Annotated in this window: 18 protein-coding genes and 5 tRNA genes; 5 read left to right on the top strand and 18 right to left on the bottom strand. The window is 60.7% G+C overall.

Annotation, left to right across the window (positions count from 1 at the left end; genetic code table 11):
* Window positions 1-8 precede the first annotated feature (8 nt).
* From rpoB to rsmD, 15 genes are all read right to left on the bottom strand, one after another.
* Window positions 9-4,184, bottom strand: a complete 4,176-nt coding sequence (gene rpoB / locus FYK34_RS19305) for a DNA-directed RNA polymerase subunit beta (protein WP_149299351.1) — start codon at window positions 4,182-4,184, stop codon at window positions 9-11.
* 153 nt (window positions 4,185-4,337) lie between these two features.
* On the bottom strand, window positions 4,338-4,709 hold the full coding sequence (gene rplL / locus FYK34_RS19300; RefSeq protein ID WP_149299349.1) for a 50S ribosomal protein L7/L12: 372 nt from the start codon (window positions 4,707-4,709) through the stop codon (window positions 4,338-4,340).
* A 36-nt stretch (window positions 4,710-4,745) separates the two neighbouring features.
* Window positions 4,746-5,240 carry a 50S ribosomal protein L10 gene (gene rplJ, locus FYK34_RS19295; protein ID WP_149299347.1) on the bottom strand — a complete coding sequence of 165 codons (495 nt, stop codon included), beginning with the start codon at window positions 5,238-5,240 and terminating at the stop codon, window positions 4,746-4,748.
* 86 nt (window positions 5,241-5,326) lie between these two features.
* Window positions 5,327-5,401, bottom strand: a tRNA-Thr gene (locus FYK34_RS19290).
* 178 nt (window positions 5,402-5,579) lie between these two features.
* A complete protein-coding gene (rplA, locus tag FYK34_RS19285) occupies window positions 5,580-6,275 on the bottom strand; it encodes a 50S ribosomal protein L1 (RefSeq protein ID WP_149299345.1) in 696 nt (231 codons plus the stop codon).
* The gene (gene rplK, locus FYK34_RS19280; RefSeq protein ID WP_149299343.1) at window positions 6,276-6,707 is read right to left on the bottom strand and encodes a 50S ribosomal protein L11; all 432 of its coding nucleotides are present in this window, start codon (window positions 6,705-6,707) and stop codon (window positions 6,276-6,278) included. It abuts the gene before it with no gap.
* Window positions 6,708-6,807: 100 nt separating this feature from the next.
* Entirely contained in the window at window positions 6,808-7,341 is a 534-nt protein-coding gene (gene nusG / locus FYK34_RS19275; protein WP_149299341.1) for a transcription termination/antitermination protein NusG, read from the bottom strand.
* A 2-nt stretch (window positions 7,342-7,343) separates the two neighbouring features.
* Complete coding sequence (secE, locus tag FYK34_RS19270) at window positions 7,344-7,697, bottom strand: preprotein translocase subunit SecE (protein WP_149299339.1); 354 nt, start codon at window positions 7,695-7,697, stop codon at window positions 7,344-7,346.
* Between the two features lie 64 nt (window positions 7,698-7,761).
* Window positions 7,762-7,837: transfer RNA gene (locus FYK34_RS19265), tRNA-Trp, on the bottom strand.
* A 7-nt stretch (window positions 7,838-7,844) separates the two neighbouring features.
* Window positions 7,845-9,035 (bottom strand): elongation factor Tu, encoded by a 1,191-nt coding sequence (tuf, locus tag FYK34_RS19260; protein WP_149299336.1) that lies wholly within the window; start codon window positions 9,033-9,035, stop codon window positions 7,845-7,847.
* 40 nt (window positions 9,036-9,075) lie between these two features.
* A tRNA-Thr gene (locus FYK34_RS19255) sits at window positions 9,076-9,150 on the bottom strand.
* Between the two features lie 24 nt (window positions 9,151-9,174).
* A tRNA-Gly gene (locus tag FYK34_RS19250) sits at window positions 9,175-9,248 on the bottom strand.
* 53 nt (window positions 9,249-9,301) lie between these two features.
* Window positions 9,302-9,386, bottom strand: a tRNA-Tyr gene (locus FYK34_RS19245).
* Window positions 9,387-9,525: 139 nt separating this feature from the next.
* Window positions 9,526-9,777 (bottom strand): YfhL family 4Fe-4S dicluster ferredoxin, encoded by a 252-nt coding sequence (locus FYK34_RS19240; protein WP_149299334.1) that lies wholly within the window; start codon window positions 9,775-9,777, stop codon window positions 9,526-9,528.
* 97 nt (window positions 9,778-9,874) lie between these two features.
* Window positions 9,875-10,435 carry a 16S rRNA (guanine(966)-N(2))-methyltransferase RsmD gene (gene rsmD / locus FYK34_RS19235; RefSeq protein WP_149299332.1) on the bottom strand — a complete coding sequence of 187 codons (561 nt, stop codon included), beginning with the start codon at window positions 10,433-10,435 and terminating at the stop codon, window positions 9,875-9,877.
* A gap of 224 nt (window positions 10,436-10,659) precedes the next feature.
* On the opposite strand from rsmD, the gene ftsY reads away from it, so the two are divergent.
* The 4 genes from ftsY to rpoH all read left to right on the top strand — a co-directional run bounded on the left by ftsY (window position 10,660) and on the right by rpoH (window position 14,380).
* Window positions 10,660-11,787 carry a signal recognition particle-docking protein FtsY gene (ftsY, locus tag FYK34_RS19230; protein WP_149299330.1) on the top strand — a complete coding sequence of 376 codons (1,128 nt, stop codon included), beginning with the start codon at window positions 10,660-10,662 and terminating at the stop codon, window positions 11,785-11,787.
* 56 nt (window positions 11,788-11,843) lie between these two features.
* The gene (ftsE, locus tag FYK34_RS19225; RefSeq protein WP_149299328.1) at window positions 11,844-12,497 is read left to right on the top strand and encodes a cell division ATP-binding protein FtsE; all 654 of its coding nucleotides are present in this window, start codon (window positions 11,844-11,846) and stop codon (window positions 12,495-12,497) included.
* Window positions 12,494-13,402, top strand: coding sequence for a permease-like cell division protein FtsX (gene ftsX / locus FYK34_RS19220; protein ID WP_149299326.1), 909 nt, complete (start codon window positions 12,494-12,496; stop codon window positions 13,400-13,402). Before ftsE ends, ftsX begins: the two co-directional genes overlap by 4 nt.
* Window positions 13,403-13,516: 114 nt before the next feature.
* Complete coding sequence (gene rpoH, locus FYK34_RS19215) at window positions 13,517-14,380, top strand: RNA polymerase sigma factor RpoH (protein WP_149299324.1); 864 nt, start codon at window positions 13,517-13,519, stop codon at window positions 14,378-14,380.
* 60 nt (window positions 14,381-14,440) lie between these two features.
* Here the strand turns inward: rpoH and FYK34_RS19210 are convergent, their stop codons facing one another.
* The 3 genes from FYK34_RS19210 to FYK34_RS19200 all read right to left on the bottom strand — a co-directional run bounded on the left by FYK34_RS19210 (window position 14,441) and on the right by FYK34_RS19200 (window position 18,716).
* On the bottom strand, window positions 14,441-16,264 hold the full coding sequence (locus FYK34_RS19210; protein ID WP_231137317.1) for a PglL family O-oligosaccharyltransferase: 1,824 nt from the start codon (window positions 16,262-16,264) through the stop codon (window positions 14,441-14,443).
* 45 nt (window positions 16,265-16,309) lie between these two features.
* Window positions 16,310-18,145: a PglL family O-oligosaccharyltransferase gene (locus FYK34_RS19205; RefSeq protein ID WP_149299322.1), complete on the bottom strand. Its 1,836-nt coding sequence runs from the start codon at window positions 18,143-18,145 to the stop codon at window positions 16,310-16,312.
* A 67-nt stretch (window positions 18,146-18,212) separates the two neighbouring features.
* Window positions 18,213-18,716, bottom strand: coding sequence for a pilin (locus FYK34_RS19200; RefSeq protein ID WP_149299320.1), 504 nt, complete (start codon window positions 18,714-18,716; stop codon window positions 18,213-18,215).
* 282 nt (window positions 18,717-18,998) lie between these two features.
* Between FYK34_RS19200 and FYK34_RS19195 the strand changes: the two genes are divergently transcribed.
* Window positions 18,999-20,348 (top strand): adenosylmethionine--8-amino-7-oxononanoate transaminase, encoded by a 1,350-nt coding sequence (locus FYK34_RS19195; RefSeq protein WP_149299318.1) that lies wholly within the window; start codon window positions 18,999-19,001, stop codon window positions 20,346-20,348.
* Window positions 20,349-20,361: the final 13 nt, after the last annotated feature.

The raw sequence follows: 20,361 nt of genomic DNA, 5'->3' as shown, positions 1-20,361 counted from the left end.
TCACCCAATCAATAACGTTCCAGGTCCATGTCGAGGCCCAGCGAGCGGATTTCCTTCACCAATACATTGAAGGATTCCGGCATGCCGGCGTCGATCTTGTGCTCGCCCTTGACGATGTTTTCGTAGACCTTGGTACGACCGGTCACATCGTCCGACTTCACCGTCAGCATTTCCTGCAGGGTGTAGGCGGCGCCATAAGCCTCCAGCGCCCACACTTCCATCTCACCGAAACGCTGGCCGCCGAACTGGGCCTTACCGCCCAGCGGCTGCTGGGTCACCAGCGAGTACGGGCCGGTGGAACGGGCGTGCATCTTGTCATCGACCAGGTGATGCAGCTTCAGGTAGTGCATCACGCCCACGGTGACCTTGCGGTCGAAGGCTTCGCCGGAGCGGCCGTCATGCAGGGTCATCTGGGTCTTGGACTCGTTGAAGCCCATCTTGTCGGTCAACTCGTCGCCATCCGGGTAGGCCAGATCCAGCATGTGCTTGATCTCGGCTTCCTTGGCGCCGTCGAATACCGGCGTGGCGAAGGTCATGCCCTTGCTCAGGTTCTGCGCCAGCTGCAGCACTTCGTCGTCGCTCAGGCCGGCGATTTCTTCCGGCTTGCCGGTTTCGTTATAGATGCGCTCCAGGTAGGCGCGGATATCGGCCACCGACTGCTGCTGCTTGACCATGCGGTCAATGCGCTCGCCGATGCCCTTGGCCGCCCAGCCCAGGTGCACTTCCAGAATCTGACCGATGTTCATACGCGACGGCACGCCCAGCGGGTTCAGCACGATGTCGACCGGACGGCCGTCGCCCATGTAGGGCATGTCTTCCACTGGCAGGATGCGCGATACCACACCCTTGTTGCCGTGGCGGCCGGCCATCTTGTCGCCGGCCTGCAGGCGACGCTTCACGGCCAAGTAGACCTTGACCATCTTCTGCACGCCCGGCGGCAGCTCGTCGCCCTGAGTCAGCTTGCGCTTCTTGTCTTCGAACTTGAGGTCGAACTCTTCGCGCTTCTGCGCCAGGCTTTCCTTGATCAGCTCCAGCTGCTTGGCGATGTCTTCATCGCTCATGCGGATGTCGAACCAATCATGCTTGGTCGGCAGGCTGGCCAGGTATTCCTGGTCGATCACGGTGCCCTTGGCCAGGCGCTTCGGACCGCCGTTGGCGGCCTTGCCCACGATCAGGCGCTCGATACGGCTGAAGGCGTCGTTGTCGAAAATACGCAGCTGGTCGTTCAGGTCCAGACGATAGCGCTTCAGTTCCGCGTCGATGATGGACTGGGCGCGCTTGTCGCGCTCGATGCCTTCGCGGGTGAACACCTGCACGTCGATCACCGTGCCCACGGTGCCGGTCGGCACGCGCAAGCTTGTGTCCTTCACGTCGGAAGCCTTCTCGCCGAAGATCGCGCGCAGCAGCTTCTCTTCCGGCGTCAGCTGGGTTTCGCCCTTAGGCGTCACCTTGCCCACCAGCACGTCGCCGGCTTCGACTTCCGCGCCGATGTAGACGATGCCGGACTCATCCAGACGGCCCGCCATGCGTTCGGACAGGTTCGGGATGTCGCGGGTGATTTCTTCCGGTCCCAGCTTGGTGTCGCGGGCCACCACGGACAGTTCTTCGATATGGATCGAGGTGTAGCGGTCTTCGGCGACCAGCTTCTCCGAGATCAGGATCGAGTCTTCGTAGTTGTAACCGTTCCACGGCATGAAGGCGATGGTCATGTTCTGACCCAGCGCCAATTCGCCCAGGTCGGTGGAGGCGCCGTCGGCCACCACGTCGCCGCGCGCGATGTGGTCGCCCACCTTCACGATCGGACGCTGGTTGATGTTGGTGTTCTGGTTGGAACGGGTGAACTTGGTCAGGTTGTAGATGTCCACGCCCACTTCGCCAGCGGTCGCTTCTTCGTCGTTGACGCGGACCACCACGCGGCCGGCGTCGACGTAGTCCACCACGCCGCCGCGACGAGCGACCACGGTGGTGCCGGAGTCGACTGCCACCGAGCGTTCGATGCCGGTGCCGACGAAGGCTTTTTCCGGACGCAGGCAAGGCACGGCCTGACGCTGCATGTTGGCGCCCATCAATGCGCGGTTGGCGTCATCGTGCTCCAGGAACGGAATCAAGGATGCGGCCACGGACACCACCTGGCCGGTGGCCACGTCCATGTACTGCACGCGGTCCGGCGTCGCCAGAATGGTTTCGCCCTTCTCGCGGCAGGTCACCAGCTCGTCGATCAGCGCGCCTTCGTCATTCAGCTCGGCGTTGGCCTGAGCAATGACGTAGCGGCCTTCCTCGATCGCCGACAGGTAGTCGATCTCGTTGGTCACCTTGCCGTCCACGACCTTGCGGTACGGGGTTTCCAGGAAGCCGAACTCGTTGGTGCGCGCGAACACGGACAGCGAGTTGATCAGACCGATGTTCGGACCTTCAGGCGTTTCGATCGGGCACACGCGGCCATAGTGGGTCGGGTGCACGTCGCGCACTTCGAAGCCGGCGCGTTCGCGGGTCAGACCGCCCGGGCCAAGAGCCGATACGCGGCGCTTGTGGGTGATTTCCGACAGCGGGTTGGTCTGGTCCATGAACTGGGACAGCTGCGAGGAACCGAAGAATTCCTTGATCGCGGCGGACACCGGCTTGGCGTTGATCAGATCGTGCGGCATCAGGTTGTCGGACTCGGCCTGATTCAGGCGTTCCTTGACCGCGCGCTCCACGCGCACCAGGCCGGCGCGGAACTGGTTTTCCGCCAGTTCGCCCACCGAGCGCACGCGGCGGTTGCCCAGGTGATCGATGTCGTCCACTTCGCCGCGGCCATTGCGCAGCTCGGTCAGGATGGCGATGACGGACACGATGTCTTCCGTGGCCAGCGTGCCTTCCATCACGTCGCGGCGCGACGCGAACTTCTCGCCGATCAGGGTCTTGAACCACTCCGGCGTCTTGTCGTCGAACTTGTACTGATAGGTGCGGGAGCTGAACTTCATGCGGCCCACGCGCGACAGATCGTAGGTTTCCTCGCTGAAGAACAGGCGCTGGAACAGCGCTTCCACCGCGTCTTCGGTCGGCGGTTCGCCCGGGCGCATCATGCGATAGATCGCCACGCGAGCCTGGGTCTGATCCTGGATGTCGTCGGAACGCAGGGTCTGCGAGATGTAGGCGCCCTGGTCCAGATCGTTGGTGAACAGCACCTCGACCTGCTCCACCTCGGCCAGCGCGAACTTGGCCAGGCTTTCCTCGGTCACTTCCTCGTTGGCGCGCGCGATCACTTCGCCGGTGTTCTGGTTCACCACATTGACAGCCAGTACCTTGCCCAGCAGCGCGTCGGCCGGCACTTCGATGCGGTCCAGCTCAGCCGCTTGGATGTCGCGGATGTGCTTGGCGGTGATGCGCTTGTCCTTGGCCACGATCAGCTTGCCGTCGGCGGCAACGATGTCGAACTTGGCCACTTCGCCCTTCAGGCGATCCGGCACCACGCGCATGAACACGCCCGACTTGGTCAGGTAGAAGGTGTCGAAGCTGTAGAATTCGGACAGGATTTCTTCGTTGGTGTAGCCCAGCGCCTTCAGCAGGATGGTCACCGGCATCTTGCGGCGACGGTCGATACGGAAGTACAGCAGGTCCTTCGGATCGAATTCGAAGTCCAGCCAGGAGCCACGGTAAGGAATCACGCGGGCGGAGAACAGCAGCTTGCCGGACGAGTGCGTCTTGCCGCGGTCGTGCTCGAAGAACACGCCCGGAGAACGGTGCAGCTGGGAGACGATGACGCGTTCGGTACCGTTGATAATGAAGGAGCCGTTGGCCGTCATGAGCGGAATTTCGCCCATATAGACTTCGTTCTCGCGCACTTCCTTCACCACCGGCTTGGACGATTCCTTGTCGAAAATCGTCAGGCGGATACGCGCGCGCAGCGGCGCGGCAAACGTGATGCCGCGCAGCTGGCATTCCTGCACGTCGAACGGCGGCTCGCCCAGAATATAGTGGGCAAAGTCGAGACGCGCGTAACCATTATGGCTGACGATCGGAAAAATCGACTTGAACGCAGCCTGAAGACCCACATCCTTGCGCTCATCCAGCGGCGTACCCAGCTGGAGAAATTCGGTGTAGGAATCAATCTGGGTCGCCAACAGGAAGGGGACATCGAGAACACTGGCACGTTTCGCAAAGCTCTTACGAATACGCTTCTTCTCAGTAAACGAATAACTCATAGAGTCTCCATCGAGGTGGGTGGCGCAAGAAACCAAAAGTCAGCAGCCACGCCTAGTATATTGCTGGCTTTTACTTTCTTCGCTTCCGCCAACTACAAGCGCAATAAGGCTGGCGGATTTCTCCGCCAGCCTCACCTTCTTTTTCAAAGAAGATTATTTGACTTCAGCCTTGGCACCGGCTTCGATCAGTTGCTTAGCGATGTCATCGGCTTCAGCCTTGGACACGCCTTCCTTCACGTTCTTCGGAGCGCCGTCTACCAGGTCCTTGGCTTCCTTCAGACCCAGACCGGTGATAGCGCGAACAACCTTGATCACGCCAACCTTGTTGTCGCCGGCGCCGGTCAGGACGACGTCGAACTCGGTCTTTTCTTCAGCAGCGGCAGCGCCACCAGCGGCCGGGCCGGCAACGGCAACGGCAGCGGCGGAAACGCCGAACTTCTCTTCGAACGCCTTAACCAGGTCGTTCAGTTCCATCACGGTCAGACCAGCAACGGCCTCGAGGATGTCTTCTTTGGTGATTGCCATGTGAAAATCTCCTGAATTCTATAAGAATCAAATAAGTTAAGCGGCTTCGGCTTGCTTCTCGGCCAATGCAGCCAGCGCGCGGGCGAAGCCAGCGACCGGAGCCTGCATAACGTAGAGAAGCTTGGACAGCAGTTCTTCGCGGCTCGGGATGGAAGCCAGCTCAGCAACCTGAGCGGCGTTCATTACCTTGCCATCGTAGGAACCGGCCTTGACGATGATCTTGTCGTCAGCCTTGGCAAATTGATGCAGCACCTTGGCAGCAGCAACCGGGTCGGCGGAGATGCCGTATACCAGCGGACCGACCATTTGGTCAGCCAGCTCGGCAAACGGAGTGCCTTCCACGGCGCGACGCACCAGCGTGTTCTTCAGAACGCGCAGGTAAACGCCGTTCTCGCGCGCCTGAGCGCGGAGCTTGGTCATGCTGCTAACCTCGATGCCCCGATATTCAGCGATAACGAGGGTCTGAGCTTGTGCCAGTTGAGCAGCAACTTCAGCTACGACCGCCTTTTTATCTTCGATATTGAGACTCAAGGTCTACCTCCTAGACTGAAATGAGACGAAAGGATTTTCGCCTCGCTTTGCAGCGGCGACCTGTATCAGGAGACATCAAAAAGAACTGGTGCTCATGGACGGAATTGAACCGTCGACCTCTCCCTTACCAAGGGAGTGCTCTACCCCTGAGCTACATGAGCTTTGAACTTAAGAAGCCTGTTTCGGGTACACCATCTGCGTAGGATGCTGAGTCATCTTGCGACGATTTCGCGATTAAGCCTTGCGGCACCTACGGTCTTTGACAATCCGGCGGGCAAGCCCGCCAGCCCAAAGCCTTTGACGAGGCGGCTTTCGCCGCCCGTCATGCTCCGGCAGCGATTAAGCGCTGACGGTAGCGGTATCTACGCGAGCGCCGACACCCATGGTGCTGGATACGGCGATTTTCTTCAGATACACGCCCTTGGAAGCTGCCGGCTTGGCTTTCACCAGGGCATCCACCAGAGCGGAGAAGTTTTCGCGCAGAGCTTCAACTTCGAACGAAGCGCGGCCGATGGTGGCGTGAATGATACCAGCCTTGTCGGTACGGTATTGAACCTGACCGGCCTTGGCGTTCTTCACGGCTTCGGCGACGTTCGGGGTCACGGTGCCAACCTTCGGGTTCGGCATCAGACCGCGCGGACCCAGGATTTGGCCCAGCTGACCCACAACGCGCATAGCGTCCGGGGAAGCGATCACGACGTCGAAGTTCAGGTTGCCGGCCTTGACTTGTTCAGCCAGGTCGTCGAAACCCACCACGTCAGCGCCGGCAGCCTTGGCGGCTTCGGCGTTGGCGCCTTGAGCAAACACGGCAACGCGCACGCTCTTGCCAGTACCACGCGGCAGCACAACGGCGCCACGGACGACTTGGTCGGATTTACGCGGATCCACGCCCAGGTTCACGGCGATGTCGATCGACTCGTCGAACTTGGCGGTGGCGGCAGCCTTAACCAGAGCGATAGCTTCTTCGACAGCGTACAGCTTGTTGCGGTCAACCGTAGCCTTCAGGGATTGCATGCGCTTGGAGATCTTAGCCATTTACACGCCCTCCACTTCCAGACCCATCGAACGGGCGGAGCCGGCGATGGTGCGAACAGCGGCGTCCAGATCAGCAGCGGTCAGATCCGCTTGCTTGGTCTTGGCAATTTCTTCCAGCTGAGCGCGAGTTACCTTGCCAACCTTGTCGGCGTGAGCCTTGGCGGAGCCGGACTTGATGCCAGCAGCCTTCTTCAGCAGGAAGGTCGCCGGCGGCGTCTTCATGGTGAAGGTGAAGGATTTGTCCGCGTAGGCGGTGATCACAACCGGAATCGGCATGCCGGGTTCCATGCCCTGGGTTTGAGCATTGAACGCCTTGCAGAATTCCATGATATTCAGACCGCGCTGACCCAGAGCCGGACCGATCGGAGGCGACGGGTTGGCCTTGCCAGCGGCGACTTGCAGCTTGATGTAGCCGACAATTTTCTTTGCCACGATTAAAACTCCTAAAATGGGTATAACGCGAAGCGAGCTTCGCTCCCCTGACGAAAGCGCAACATGTTACACGCTTTCAAAAATCTTGCCAAGCAAAATCTTACAGCTTTTCTACCTGGCTGAATTCCAGCTCCACCGGCGTATCGCGACCGAAGATCTGTACCGACACGCGCAGCTTGTTGCGCTCGTAGTTGACCTCATCGACCGTGCCGTTGAAATCATTGAACGGGCCATCAACAACGCGAACCTTCTCACCCACCTCGAACAGCACCTTGGGCTTCGGCTTCTCCACGCCCTCTTGCATTTGCTGCATGATGGCCTCGACTTCCTTCTTGGAAATCGGCGCCGGGCGATTGGCGGTACCTCCGACAAAACCCGTCACCTTGGGCGTACTCTTCACCAAGTGCCAGGTGTCGTCGGTCATTTCCATTTCCACCAGCACGTAGCCAGGGAAGAACTTGCGCTCGGTGATGGATTTACGGCCGTTCTTGACGTCCACAACCTCTTCCACCGGCACCAGAATCTGACCAAATTGATCGGCGATGTCGGAACGCTCGATACGTTCACGCAGCGCCTTTTGCACGCTCTTTTCAAAACCCGAATAGGCGTGTACCACATACCAGCGCTTAGCCATTATCAACCTCGACCGAGAATCACATCATAAATCAGCCAGGACAGCCCGGAATCGACCATCCACATAAAAAGAGCCAACACGGCGACGAAGAGGAAAACCATCAAGGTCACCTGAGTCGCCTCCTTGCGCGTCGGCCAGACCACCTTGCGAGCCTCGACCATGGACTCGTTGGCATACGCCACCAAGCCCTTGCCCGGAGCCGACGTCCAAACCACGCCGGCAGCCAGCAAAATGGACACGACAAAAGCCAGCGCGCGCAGCAAGCCCTGACCTTCCGGAATCATGTAAAAGGCCACGATGCCGGCGACAACCACAAGACTAGCCAGAGCCAGCTTGATCTTATCTTGCATTTCCATGTTGAATCTTCTCTCGCATATGCGACAAAAGACCAACCGGCGCATAGCGCCGGCTGGTCTTAATTGGCAGGCCAGGAGGGTCTCGAACCCCCAACCCTCGGTTTTGGAGACCGATACTCTACCAATTGAGCTACTGGCCTTTAAACCTTACTTAGTAATCTTGGCAACCACGCCGGCGCCGACGGTACGACCGCCTTCGCGGATAGCGAAGCGCAGACCTTCTTCCATGGCGATCGGAGCGATCAGTTCAACGCTGAATTCCACGTTGTCGCCCGGCATAACCATTTCCACGCCTTCCTTCAGCGTGATCGCGCCGGTCACGTCGGTGGTGCGGAAGTAGAACTGCGGACGGTAGTTCGCGAAGAACGGGGTGTGACGGCCACCTTCGTCCTTGGACAGAACATACACGGAAGCTTCGAAGCCAGTGTGCGGGGTGATGGAGCCCGGCTTGGCCAGCACTTGGCCACGCTCGACTTCTTCACGCTTGGTGCCGCGCAGCAGCACGCCCACGTTGTCGCCAGCCTGACCTTGATCCAGCAGCTTGCGGAACATTTCCACGCCGGTGCAGGTGGTCTTGGCGGTAGCCTTCAGGCCCACGATTTCGATTTCTTCGCCGACCTTCACGATGCCGCGCTCAACGCGGCCAGTCACCACGGTGCCACGGCCGGAGATCGAGAACACGTCTTCGATCGGCAGCAGGAACGGCTTGTCGATGGCGCGTTCCGGCGTCGGGATGTAGGAGTCCAGAGCGTCGGCCAGACGGAAGATGGACGGTTCGCCCATTTCGGACTGGTCGCCTTCCAGCGCCAGACGAGCGGAGCCGATCACGATCGGGGTGTCGTCGCCCGGGAAGTCGTAGGAAGACAGCAGATCGCGCACTTCCATTTCCACCAGTTCCAGCAGCTCGGCGTCGTCAACCAGGTCAGCCTTGTTCAGGTAGACGATGATGTACGGCACGCCAACCTGGCGGGACAGCAGGATGTGTTCGCGGGTTTGCGGCATCGGACCGTCAGCGGCCGAGCAAACCAGGATCGCGCCGTCCATTTGGGCGGCACCAGTGATCATGTTCTTAACGTAGTCGGCGTGGCCCGGGCAGTCTACGTGAGCGTAGTGACGGGACTCGGTTTCGTACTCAACGTGCGCGGTATTGATGGTGATACCGCGAGCCTTTTCTTCCGGCGCGCTGTCGATCTGGGAGTAGTCCTTAGCTTCGCCACCGAACTTCTTGGACAGAATGGTGGTGATAGCAGCGGTCAGGGTGGTCTTACCATGGTCAACGTGACCGATGGTGCCGACGTTTACGTGCGGTTTGGTCCGCTCGAACTTTTCCTTAGCCATGGCAAATTTCCTGAATACGAAACAAGCTACAGTTGAACGATGGTGCCCATGGGCAGAATTGAACTGCCGACCTCTCCCTTACCAAGGGAGTGCTCTACCCCTGAGCTACATGGGCCCTAAAACAGGCTAATCAAACGCTTGGAGCGGGTGAAGGGAATCGAACCCTCGTCGTAAGCTTGGAAGGCTTCTGCTCTACCATTGAGCTACACCCGCCTGGCTCTACAACAAGACAGCTAGACTTCACTGCCAAGCGCTTCATCTAATTCTGGTGGAGGGAGAAGGATTCGAACCTTCGAAGGCAGAGCCGTCAGATTTACAGTCTGATCCCTTTGACCGCTCGGGAATCCCTCCTGAAAGAGACCCGAATATTATAGATGCCTCCGCAGGTCGTCAACACCTTTCGTAAAAAAAATTGCAGTTTTTCGCAGTCGCAATAAAAATGCCCCACCAGCGGCGGGGCATTTCCTTTCCTATCAGGCACTTAACGCAATCAGGCCTGGCCGGAAATTTTCAGATACTTCTGGTACAGCTCATCCTTGCTCTCCGGATGGGACGGATCGAGCGGGATGCAATCCACCGGACAGACCTGCTGGCACTGCGGCTCATCGTAGTGGCCGACGCACTGCGTGCACAGATTCGGGTCGATCTGATAAATCTCCTCGCCCTGGGAGATCGCGTTATTGGGGCACTCCGGCTCACAGACGTCGCAATTGATGCATTCGTCGGTAATCATCAAAGACATAGTACTTTCCTCAAGTATTTCACATGGTGAATTCTGTCACCCGCCGCGCGCAGTCGCAAGCGCGCGCTGGTTATATCCATAGATGGGCGAATCGCGATCAGGCGCCCTGCGTCGCTCGGCCCAGCAGCCCGTAGTGCACCATGCCCGCCTTGTCCCGACGCAACAGCGTCAGCCCGGCCGGCAGCGCATCGGGCCATTGCCTCGCCTCCACGTAGGCCACGCCGTCGTCGCTCAACAGCTCGGCCAGCCTGGGCAGCACCTGCTGCAGCAGCTCGCTATCGTAAGGCGGATCGACAAAGACCACATCGAAGCGCTCGCGCGCATTCTTCAGATAGAGCAAGGCATCGCCGCCCACCACCTCTAGCGCCTCGGCCTTCAGCAATTGTCGATTAGCCTGCAAGGACTCGCATACCAAGCGCGACTTCTCCACCATCACCACGCGCCGCGCATTGCGCGACGCCGCCTCGAAACCGAGCGCGCCGCTACCAGCGAACAAATCCAGGCATGATTTGCCGTACAGATCCTGGCCCAACCAGTTGAACAGGGTTTCGCGGACGCGATCGGGGGTGGGACGCAAACCGGCCGCATCCGGAAAAGGCAGCATGCGGCGCCGGAATTCGCCACCGATGATTCTGACCTTGTTACGTGATTGACTCATGACTCTCGACTTCCTGAAACAAGGGCAGGAGTGTAACCCGATCAGCACCTTAACGCCTCATTCCCGCTCGGACATGCGGAAATTCTGTCGCATGGCGGATGCAAAACGAAAAGATTCCTTATATATGTATGCCACACTGCGCTTTCTGATGCGCGCAATCCTGTGCGATGCGCCGTTTGAGGATACAATTTAGCCATTTATCGCTTTTCCTGGTCCATTTACGCATGTTTAGCTTCTTCAAGAAAAAGCCCAAGCCAATCGAAACGCCCGCCAGCGAAGCGCCGGCGCAGACGCCAAGCACGCCGGCAACGGATATCGCAGAGCCGACGCAAACCGAAGCCTCCCCGGCCGCCCCCACCCTCGCCACGCCGCCGGCACCGGCGCCAGCCGAGCCCATGTCTGCCGCCTCCGCCCCGCCTGCGACCGAACCGGCGCCGCTGAAGAAAATGAGCTGGACCGAGCGTCTGAAGGCCGGCCTGGCCAAAACCCGAGACAAGCTGGGCAAATCGCTGGCCGGCGTGTTCGGCGGCGGCAAGATAGACGAAGACCTGTATGAAGAACTGGAAACGGTGCTGCTGACCGCCGACATGGGCATGGATGCCACCGTCCATTTGCTGGGCGATGTGCGCGAGCGCGTGTCGCTGAAGGGGCTGAAGGACGCGTCCGAGCTGAAAGGCGCGCTGAAGGATTCGCTGCAGGATCTGATCGGCCCGCTGGAAGTGCCGCTCAATGTGGAGGGCAAGAAGCCTTTCGTGATCATGATGACCGGCGTCAACGGCGCCGGCAAAACCACCTCCATCGGCAAGTTGGCCAAGTACTACCAGAGCCAGGGCAAGAGCGTGTTGCTGGCCGCCGGCGACACCTTCCGCGCCGCCGCGCGCGAACAGTTGATCGCCTGGGGCGAGCGCAACAACGTCACCGTGATCGCGCAGCAAGGCGGCGACTCCGCCGCCGTATGCTATGACGCGATCCAGGCCGCCGTCGCCCGCGGCATCGACATCGTACTGGCCGACACCGCCGGCCGCCTGCCGACGCAGCTGCACCTGATGGAGGAAATCAAAAAGGTCAAGCGCGTGATACAGAAAGCGCTGCCGGACGCGCCGCATGAAGTGGTGCTGGTGCTGGACGCCAACATCGGCCAGAACACCGTCAATCAGGTCAAGGCCTTCGACGACGCGCTGGGCCTGACCGGCTTGATCCTGACCAAGCTGGACGGCACGGCCAAGGGCGGCGTGATCGCAGCCATCGCCAAGCAACGTCCCGTTCCGCTGCGCTTCATCGGCGTGGGCGAGAGCATAGACGACTTGCGGCCGTTCAACAGCCGCGACTACATCGACGCGCTGTTCGAATAAGACGCTCCAGCGGCCGCCTGCCGGCCGCCTTTCTCAGCCAATCCGCGGGAAACCACATGATACAGTTCGACCAGGTAACCAAGCGCTACCCGGGCGGCAACGAAGCCCTGAAGAACCTGTCCTTCACCATAGAAACCGGCGAAATGGTGTTCCTCGCCGGCCACTCCGGCGCCGGCAAGTCTACCTTGCTGAAACTGATCGCCGGCATCGAGCGCGCCACCAGCGGCGGCGTCATCGTCAACGGCCAGAACCTGTCCAAGCTGCGCGCCAGCCAGGTGCCCTATGTGCGCCAGCACCTGGGCATGGTGTTCCAGGACCACAAGATCCTGTTCGACCGCAGCGTGTTCGACAATGTGATGCTGCCGCTGGACATCATAGGCTTCGACCGCCGCGACGCCGCCAAGCGCGTGCGCGCGGCGCTGGACAAGGTGGGCCTGCTCAGCAAGGAAAAGAGCATGCCCATCCGCCTGTCCGGCGGCGAGCAGCAGCGACTGTGCATCGCCCGCGCCGTGGTGCACCGTCCCAGCATCCTGCTGGCCGACGAACCGTCCGCCAACCTGGATCGCGCCTACGCGCTGGACATCATGGAGCTGTTCAAATCCTTCCATCAGGTGGGCGTCACCGTACTGATCTCCGCCCACGACGAAACGCTGATGGAAGACTACGGCCGCCGCATCATCCGCCTCAGGGAAGGACAGTTCGCCGCATGAAACACTTTCTCTATTTGAACTGGCAGAGCGCCAAGCAAGCGCTGGTCAAGATTCTGCGCCAACCCTTCGGCAGCATGCTGACGCTGCTGATGCTGGCGCTGGCGCTGGCGCTGCCTTTGTCGCTCTACCTCGCCGTCAGCAGCGTGCAGGACTGGGTGGGCCGCCTCACCGCCACACCGCAAATCACCTTGTTCATGGAGTTGTCCGCGGAAGAAGCCGATCTGGCCGCGGTGCAGACCACGCTGGCCCACCATCCCAAGGTCCAGAGCTTCACTTTCGTCAGCAAAGCCAAGGCCCTGCAAGACCTGGAGCAACGCAATGGCCTGGCTGGCCTGTCCGACGGCTTGGCCGGCAACCCGTTGCCAGACGCCTTCGTGGTGACCCCCAAGACCATGGAGCCACGCGAACTGGACATGCTGCAGAAGGAGCTGTCCGGCCTGCCCATGGTGGAAATGGCCCAGTTCGACGCGCACTGGGCCAAGCGCCTGTTCGGCATGGTGGAGATGGGCCAGAAGCTGACCTGGTTCCTGGCCGCCGCGCTGGGCCTCGCCCTGGTGCTGGTGACGCACAACGCCATCCGCATGCAGATTCTGGCGCGCCAAGATGAAATCGAGGTCTCCAAGCTGATCGGCGCCACCGACAGCTTCATCCGCCGCCCCTTCCTGTACCACGCGCTGTGGCAAGGCGTGCTGGCCGCGCTGCTGGCATGGGGCCTCAGCAGCTGGTTGGCGGCGCTGGCCAATCCGTCCATTCGGGAGTTCGCCATGCTGTACGGCGAAAGAGTGGAGCTGCGCGGCCTGAATGCCCCGGAGCTGGCGGCGCTGATCGCCACTTCGGCCGTGCTGGCCATGCTGGGCGCGCGGCTGGCGGCGGACCATCATCTGCGCAAGGTCGAACCCAAATGAACAGAATGGCTATCGAGCCGATTGTTAAAAATCATTGACTCGGGAACCTTTCCTTGCTAGCACTCTCAATACACGAGTGCTAACATAGCACTACCCAAGGAGGTAGCCATCGCAATGAACACAACATTTGCCCTTCCCGTCCCGTCCACCAGCGGCAGCCTGGAACAATACATCCAGGCCGTGAACAGCGTGCCGATGCTGACGCCGGAGCAGGAAACCGAACTCGCCACCCGTTTCCAACAGGAAAACGATCTGGAGGCGGCTCGGCAAATGGTGCTGTCGCACCTGCGCGTGGTGGTGTCCGTCGCGCGCGGCTATGCCGGCTACGGCCTGCCGCAGGCCGACCTGATCCAGGAAGGCAATATCGGCCTGATGAAGGCGGTCAAGCGTTTCGAGCCGGGCCGCGGCGTGCGCCTGTTCTCGTTCGCCATCCACTGGATCAAGGCCGAGATCCACGAATTCATCCTGCGCAACTGGCGTTTGGTGCGCATCGCCACCACCAAGCCGCAGCGCAAGCTGTTTTTCAATCTGCGCAGCATGAAGAGCGGTTTCTCCGCGCTGTCCGAGCAGGAAGCCAAATCCATCGCCGCCGACCTGGGCGTCAAACCCGAAGAAGTGCGCGAAATGGAAATCCGCATGACCGGCCAGGATGTTTCCCTGCTGGCCGACAGCGACGACGATGACAGCTACGCGCCGATAGACTGGCTGGCGGACAGCCACAGCGAGCCGACGCGCGCGCTGGAGCGCCGCGCCTTCGACCATCTGCAGTCCGAAGGCCTGGAATACGCGCTGTCCACGCTGGACGACCGCAGCCGCCGCATCGTGGAGGCGCGCTGGCTGGCCGACGACAGCGGCGCCACGCTGCATGAGCTGGCGGCGGAGTTCGGCGTCTCCGCCGAACGCATCCGCCAGATCGAAGCCAAGGCCTTGAGCAAGATGAAGGCCGCGCTCAGCGAAGGCGTGGTACTGGATCAATAGGCGCCTTGGCCCGCAAAGAAAAAGCCAGCTCTTGGAGCTGGCTTTTTTACGCGCTGCGGCTTATTCCGGCAAGGTGCGGAACTTGGCCGGCAGCTTGTCGTAGGCCTCGCGGCTGATCTTGCGCATCGGCTCCCATGCCGGATTGGCGTCGCCCAAGATTTCGAGGAACTGGCCGGCGTAGGTGGGGAAGGACGCCAGCGTGGTGCGCAGCGTCTGCTCCGCCTTGGCCTGCTGCCCGGCCAGCATTTCCAACTGCGCGCGCTTCAGCATCACGTCGGGATACGGACGGAAGGCGGTCAGCCTGTCCTCCAAGGCCAGCTTGCGCTGCAGATTATCGCGGTTGATCGGCAGATAATCATCCAGCGAGTACAAGGCGTGGTAGGCGAACAAGGGCTTGGTTTCAATGATTTCCTCCAGACGCGCCGCGCGTTTGGCGTCCTTCTGCGCATTGCCGGTGGGCGTGTACAGATTGACCAGCTCCCAGAACATGGGCGTGCTGCTGATGGACAGCCAGCCCACCCAGATCAGCGCCGCCAGCATGGGCAAGCGCAACAGCGGCGACGCGACTCTGTCCGCGCGCGGCGCCATGGCGGTAAAGATCACCAGCATGGCCAGGAAGTAGAAGTACCACAGCGGATACTCCAGCATGCTGTGGGTCAGCGTGACCGCCAGGCAGCCCAGGGCCAGCACGCCTTCCGGCTCCGCCTGGCGGCCAAAGAACGGCCACACCGCCCAGACGAAACCGCCCACCACCAGCGCCGTGGCCGGCCCGCCCATCTCCGCCAGCAGCTGCATGATCAGATTGTGCGCGTTGGTGAACAGCCCGCTGTTGTAGCCGGCGGAAGCAAACTGCGGCAAGGGCTGCAAGCGCACGCTTTCCGCCGCGTACTGCGCCCAGCCCACGCCCCACAGCGGATGCGCCTGGAACGTCAGCCAGGCCTTGTGCATCTCGGCGAAGCGGCGCGCGCCCATGTCGTCGCCATTGGCCGCCAGCCGCGCCACGCCGGAAGCGTTTTCCACATCGGCGTGCGTGATCAGCGAAATCAGATGGTTGAACAACGGCAGGGCGAACTGCGCGGCCACGATTACCGCGCTGGCCAGCCACATCGCCTTCATCAGCCGGCCCATCGTCTCGTCGCGCCGGCGCCAGTACCACAGCGCGGACAGCGCGGACAGCGCCACCAGATACAGCAGGATGGAGCGCGAGCCGGCCCAGGCCAGCATCAGCGACATCCACAGCACCAGCGCGATCAGCCAGTTGCGGCCCAGCCGGCCCACCGCGTACAGATAAACGCCGGACGCCACCGACCACATCAGGTAATGCGCGTACTGATTGCGTTGGCCGATATGGCCGAAGATATTGCTGGTGGGATGGGAGCTGTCATAGAACAGCCCCAGCACCGGCGCCAGGCCGGTCACCTGCGCGGTGCCGATCAAGGACTGCACCAGGCCGCCGACGATCACGGCGCGCGCCAGCCAGACTGTAAAGTCACGCTCGCCAAACGCGCCGCGCAGCGACGCCGTCACCGAAGCCAGCAAGGCCAGCGACAACCACGCCAGCGCCGTGACATAGCTCATGCCAGGGAACAGCAAATGGACAAATTGGGGCTGAATGGCCCAGATCGCGGCCAGCAGCAGACACCACCAAGACGCGCGCGGCATGGCATCGAACAAGCGGCCGGAAGGCAGCAGCAAGACCGCGGCCGCCAGCAGCAGCCAGATTACATTGATTTCGCCAAACCACTGCGGCAGCGGCACAAAATGCACGCGCGAGGCGAACGGCACGATGGCGATCAAGCCCAGGGCCAGCAGCGACAGGCGCTCGGATAGTTTCGGTAAAGTCATGGCGGACCAGAAGGACGGAAACAGCAGAGCCGGCAGCATACCGCATGCGCCGGCTCCGTTGAACACGCCATATGTTTCGGGCTGTTACAAGCCGCCGAACATGGGCTTGCGCGTGACCGGCGCCGCCACTGCCATCACCGCGGCCAGGCGGCCGGCATCGGTATTCCCGCCCTGCGCCGCGCCGGCCGCCACCGCCTTGGAAGCCATGTCCTGCAAAGGCTTCAGCTCTGGCTGGCGGTAGCGCGCCAGCTCATGCTGAAACACCGGCGTGTAATTGGGATAATTGGCAATTGCCATGGTCAGCGCCTGCTTCGCCGGTGCGGCTTGACCATTCAATGCCCGCAAAATGGACAGCTTGATCAGCACATTCGGAAACGGCTGATAGCGCGCCACCCGCTCAGCCAGCTCCAGCTGCAAGTCGCGCATGATGCCGTCCGGCTGCAGATAATTGACCATGGACAAATCCGCCTCCCAGCTCCACAAGGGGTTACGCGCCAGCTGGGCCAGTTTCAAGGAGCGCTTGGAATTCTCCAGGCTGGCTTGGAAGGTGTTTTCTGGCAGCGGCGCGAAATTATGGATCAACTGCCGGTAAGGCATGATGCCGGTCACCACATAGGCCAGAGCCAGCACACCGACGCTCATGCCCAGAACTTGCCGGAAGCGCCCGCTCAATTGCACGGTCCAGCCCTTGGCCGGACTCAGCGTGCAAATGATCACCAGCATCAGCAAAAAAGGCAGATACCACAGCGGGTATTCAAACATCGAGTGCCCCAACAACATCATGGCAATGCTGATCAACAGCAGATTGCCGGCCGTCTGCTCGCCGCGCCGGAAATAAGGCAACAGGCAAAACAGCAGGCCGCCGATCGCCAGCAGCGTGCCAACAATGCCGGTTTCCGCCAGCAGCTGGAAAACCAGATTATGGCACTGCGTGAACAAAGTGCTTTCCGGCACTTTGGGCCAGCCGCCATAAGCCTCCAACCAGGCGGAGTGCCAAGCATAGCCTCCCAGGCCCACGCCAAACCAGGGATGCTGGGTAAACACCAGCCAGGCCTTGCTCCACTCGATATAGCGGCGCGCGCCGAAACCAGCCTCCAGCAGGCGGTCCGAACCGCTCCGCACATGAATGGGCAAGCCCAAGGCTTGCAATAGACTATCAATCTGCTGATTGAATATCTGCATCAAGGCCAGGGCCAACACCGACCAAGCCAAGGCGTGGGTCATGCGCGCCACCGTCTCGTCTTGCGGCTCGCGGCGATGCCAGAACCAGGCCAGCAAAGCCAAGCCCAAACCATAGGCCAGCGGCAGCCGCGCCCCTGTCCAGCTCATCAGCAACGCCAACACCAGCACGGCGCTGCCCGTCGCCACTCTCCCCATGCGGCCCGTAGCGTAGAGGTAAGCTGCGGAGACCGCTCCCCAACCCAAAAACTGCGCCAGCTGGTTGCGCTGGCCGAAATTACCCATCACATCATTTGAACCGGGATTGAACAGCACCCAGCCGTGCGCCGAGGGGGCAAATCCAAGCAGCTGAACGAAACCTAATACTCCTTGCAGCAAAGCTGTCATCAGCACCAATAAGGCCGCAACAGCCAGTAAATACTCGCGGGAGACGATATCAAACTGCGCCAGCCCCAAGCTAATAACTGCACACAAAAACAGATTAGAGGCTGAAAACGGCAAGTTATATTGCAGGCGGGAAAATTGCAAGAAACTGAAGAGCAGTAAAACAATAAACGCTGGGGAGATGCTAGATGTCTTTTCACCATCCCCGTCAAAATGCATCGCGACGAAGCCAATACCGAGAAAAAAAAGGCAAACCGCAATTACAACCCAATCACCCACAGGTTGGAAATGCCATGGACTGAAAAATGGCAACACAACCGACGCCACCACAAATCCAAGAGACCAAGAAGCTCTCATTCACGCACCCGAAACAGTAAAAACGGCCAGCAAGCTGACCGTTTTCTAACTATATTAAATCATTCTATTAGCGACATTCTGCAGGAACCAGGCTGGAATCCAAGGTGCCTTTAACAGAACCCACTTTAAGTGTAGCGGTACCAGCAGACGCACACTGCCAAACAATGTTACTGGACGGCGGAGTGAAAGAAGCAGTGCTGTCAGGCAATGCTACGTCAGTTCCGCCACTTGCAACAGTATACGGAATCAGAACCAGAGTATTGGCATTAGACGCGGCAACGTTGGCCTGATACGTAATGGTAATAACACCAGTTGAATCCGTAATGCCAACGGTAGAAACATTCTTAGTCGCCGTCGGAGCATTCCAACCATTGGAATATTTCACCCCGCTCGCCGCATTCTCAGCCACTGCCAGTTTAGCGGTGTCAGCCAGCGACAAACCTTCCGTCACGCGTGCGCGCACGGTGTAGTTCTGATAAGCGGGGATGGCTACCGCCGCCAGAATGCCGATAATCGCCACCACGATCATCAGTTCGATCAGGGTGAAACCCTGTTGCATTTGTTTCTTCATGTTGAACTCCATGGTCTAGTCAAGCTTGAGCCAAGCAAGGCGCCGCGTGGCTTGCGGCCGGCGCAACGTCCCCGCCTCTTCTTCCGTGACGGGCGCGTCCGGCGCGCCTCTTTGTCGTGTCCGACAATGGAGCAGGAAACATGCCAGCCTGTCCCGCCGCGGCTTTAGCCCCGCCCTGTGACAAATCCTAGACCACAGCGCGGCATAAACTGACGTTTTTCGTCACATCGGCCATCACGCTACCCTGTGTTAGCATCGGCCATCACCCCACAGGAGGCCCCCATGAGCAACCATGCCTGGCTGGAACGCAGCCGCGCCGCCGTTTGGCACCCGTGCACCCAGATGAAGCGGCACGAGAGCCTGCCCATCGTCCCCATCGCCAGCGCCGACGGCGTCTGGCTGACCGATTTCGACGGCAAGCGCTATCTGGACGGCGTCAGCTCCTGGTGGGTCAATCTGTTCGGCCACGGCCATCCGCGCATCAAGCAGGCGATACGGGATCAACTGGACCGGCTGGAGCATGTGATGCTGGCCGGCTTCACCCACCGCCCGGTGGTGGAGTTGTCGGAGCGGCTGGCGAAACTGTCTGGCCTGGGCCACGCGTTTTATGGGTCCGACGGCGCCAGCGCCACGGAAATCGCGCTGAAAATGAGCTTCCATTATTGGAAGAACAGCGGCCAGCCGGGCAAGACCCGCTTCGTCAGTCTGGAAAACAGCTACCACGGCGAAACCGTGGGCGCGCTGGCGGTGACCGACGTGCCGCTGTTCTCTTCCACTTACGCCGACCTGCTCAAGCCCGGCCTGCGCGCGCCGTCGCCGGATGCCCGGCAGGCCGCGGCCGGCGAGACCGCGGCCGACGTCGCGCGGCGCGCCGCCCAATCCTTGGAAAACCTGCTGGCCAAGCATGGCGCGGAAATCGCCGCCGTCATCGTGGAGCCGCTGGTGCAGGGCGCGGCGGGGATGGCGATGCACGATCCCATCTATTTAAGCGAATTGCGCCGCTTGTGCGATCACTACCAAGTCCACCTGATCGCCGACGAGATTGCCGTCGGTTTCGGCCGCACCGGCAGCTTCTTCGCCTATCAACAGGCCGGCATCGTCCCGGACTTCCTGTGTCTGTCCAAGGGCATCACCGGCGGTTTCTTGCCCTTGTCCTGCGTGCTGACGCGCGACGATATCTATCAAGCCTTCTATCACGACGACGTGGCGCGCGGATTTTTGCACTCGCACAGTTATACCGGCAACGCGCTGGCCTGCGCCGCCGCGCTGGCGGTGCTGGACATTTTCGAGCAGGAAAACGTGCTGGAGGCCAACCGCGCCAAGGCCGAGGACTTCACGCGGCTGATGGCGCCGCTGCGCCAGCACCCTGCCGTGCGCCACTTCCGCCAGCGCGGCATGATCTGGGCCTTTGACGTGGATACGCCGCGTGCGGACTTTGCATTGGCGTATTTTTCGGCCATGCTGAAACGCGGATGCCTGTTGCGGCCGATAGGCAAGACGGTCTACTTCATGCCGCCCTACATCCTGAGCCGCGATGAGATGGCCGGGCTGGTCGAGGCTAGCCTTGATGCCCTGGACGAGGTGCTGGCCAGCGGCCAAAGTCTGACGGGCGATCCGACCGCGCTGCCTTGACGCGCTTGTCGCG

This window comes from Chromobacterium paludis, assembly GCF_008275125.1.
Taxonomy (GTDB): Bacteria; Pseudomonadota; Gammaproteobacteria; order Burkholderiales; family Chromobacteriaceae; genus Chromobacterium; species Chromobacterium paludis.
Note: the sequence above shows the minus strand (reverse complement) of the source record. Positions and strands in the feature narration are given on the sequence as shown.

Bases quoted from the DNA above. Each gene is read 5' to 3' on its own strand.
- rpoB (WP_149299351.1), bottom strand. From the start codon at position 4,184: ATGAGTTATTCGTTTACTGAGAAGAAGCGTATTCGTAAGAGCTTTGCG.
- rplL (WP_149299349.1), bottom strand. From the start codon at position 4,709: ATGGCAATCACCAAAGAAGACATCCTCGAGGCCGTTGCTGGTCTGACC.
- rplA (WP_149299345.1), bottom strand. From the start codon at position 6,275: ATGGCTAAGATCTCCAAGCGCATGCAATCCCTGAAGGCTACGGTTGAC.
- nusG (WP_149299341.1), bottom strand. From the start codon at position 7,341: ATGGCTAAGCGCTGGTATGTGGTACACGCCTATTCGGGTTTTGAAAAG.
- secE (WP_149299339.1), bottom strand. From the start codon at position 7,697: ATGGAAATGCAAGATAAGATCAAGCTGGCTCTGGCTAGTCTTGTGGTT.
- tuf (WP_149299336.1), bottom strand. From the start codon at position 9,035: ATGGCTAAGGAAAAGTTCGAGCGGACCAAACCGCACGTAAACGTCGGC.
- FYK34_RS19240 (WP_149299334.1), bottom strand. From the start codon at position 9,777: ATGTCTTTGATGATTACCGACGAATGCATCAATTGCGACGTCTGTGAG.
- rsmD (WP_149299332.1), bottom strand. From the start codon at position 10,435: ATGAGTCAATCACGTAACAAGGTCAGAATCATCGGTGGCGAATTCCGG.
- ftsY (WP_149299330.1), top strand. From the start codon at position 10,660: ATGTTTAGCTTCTTCAAGAAAAAGCCCAAGCCAATCGAAACGCCCGCC.
- ftsE (WP_149299328.1), top strand. From the start codon at position 11,844: ATGATACAGTTCGACCAGGTAACCAAGCGCTACCCGGGCGGCAACGAA.
- ftsX (WP_149299326.1), top strand. From the start codon at position 12,494: ATGAAACACTTTCTCTATTTGAACTGGCAGAGCGCCAAGCAAGCGCTG.
- rpoH (WP_149299324.1), top strand. From the start codon at position 13,517: ATGAACACAACATTTGCCCTTCCCGTCCCGTCCACCAGCGGCAGCCTG.
- FYK34_RS19210 (WP_231137317.1), bottom strand. From the start codon at position 16,264: ATGCTGCCGGCTCTGCTGTTTCCGTCCTTCTGGTCCGCCATGACTTTA.
- FYK34_RS19205 (WP_149299322.1), bottom strand. From the start codon at position 18,145: ATGAGAGCTTCTTGGTCTCTTGGATTTGTGGTGGCGTCGGTTGTGTTG.
- FYK34_RS19200 (WP_149299320.1), bottom strand. From the start codon at position 18,716: ATGAAGAAACAAATGCAACAGGGTTTCACCCTGATCGAACTGATGATC.
- FYK34_RS19195 (WP_149299318.1), top strand. From the start codon at position 18,999: ATGAGCAACCATGCCTGGCTGGAACGCAGCCGCGCCGCCGTTTGGCAC.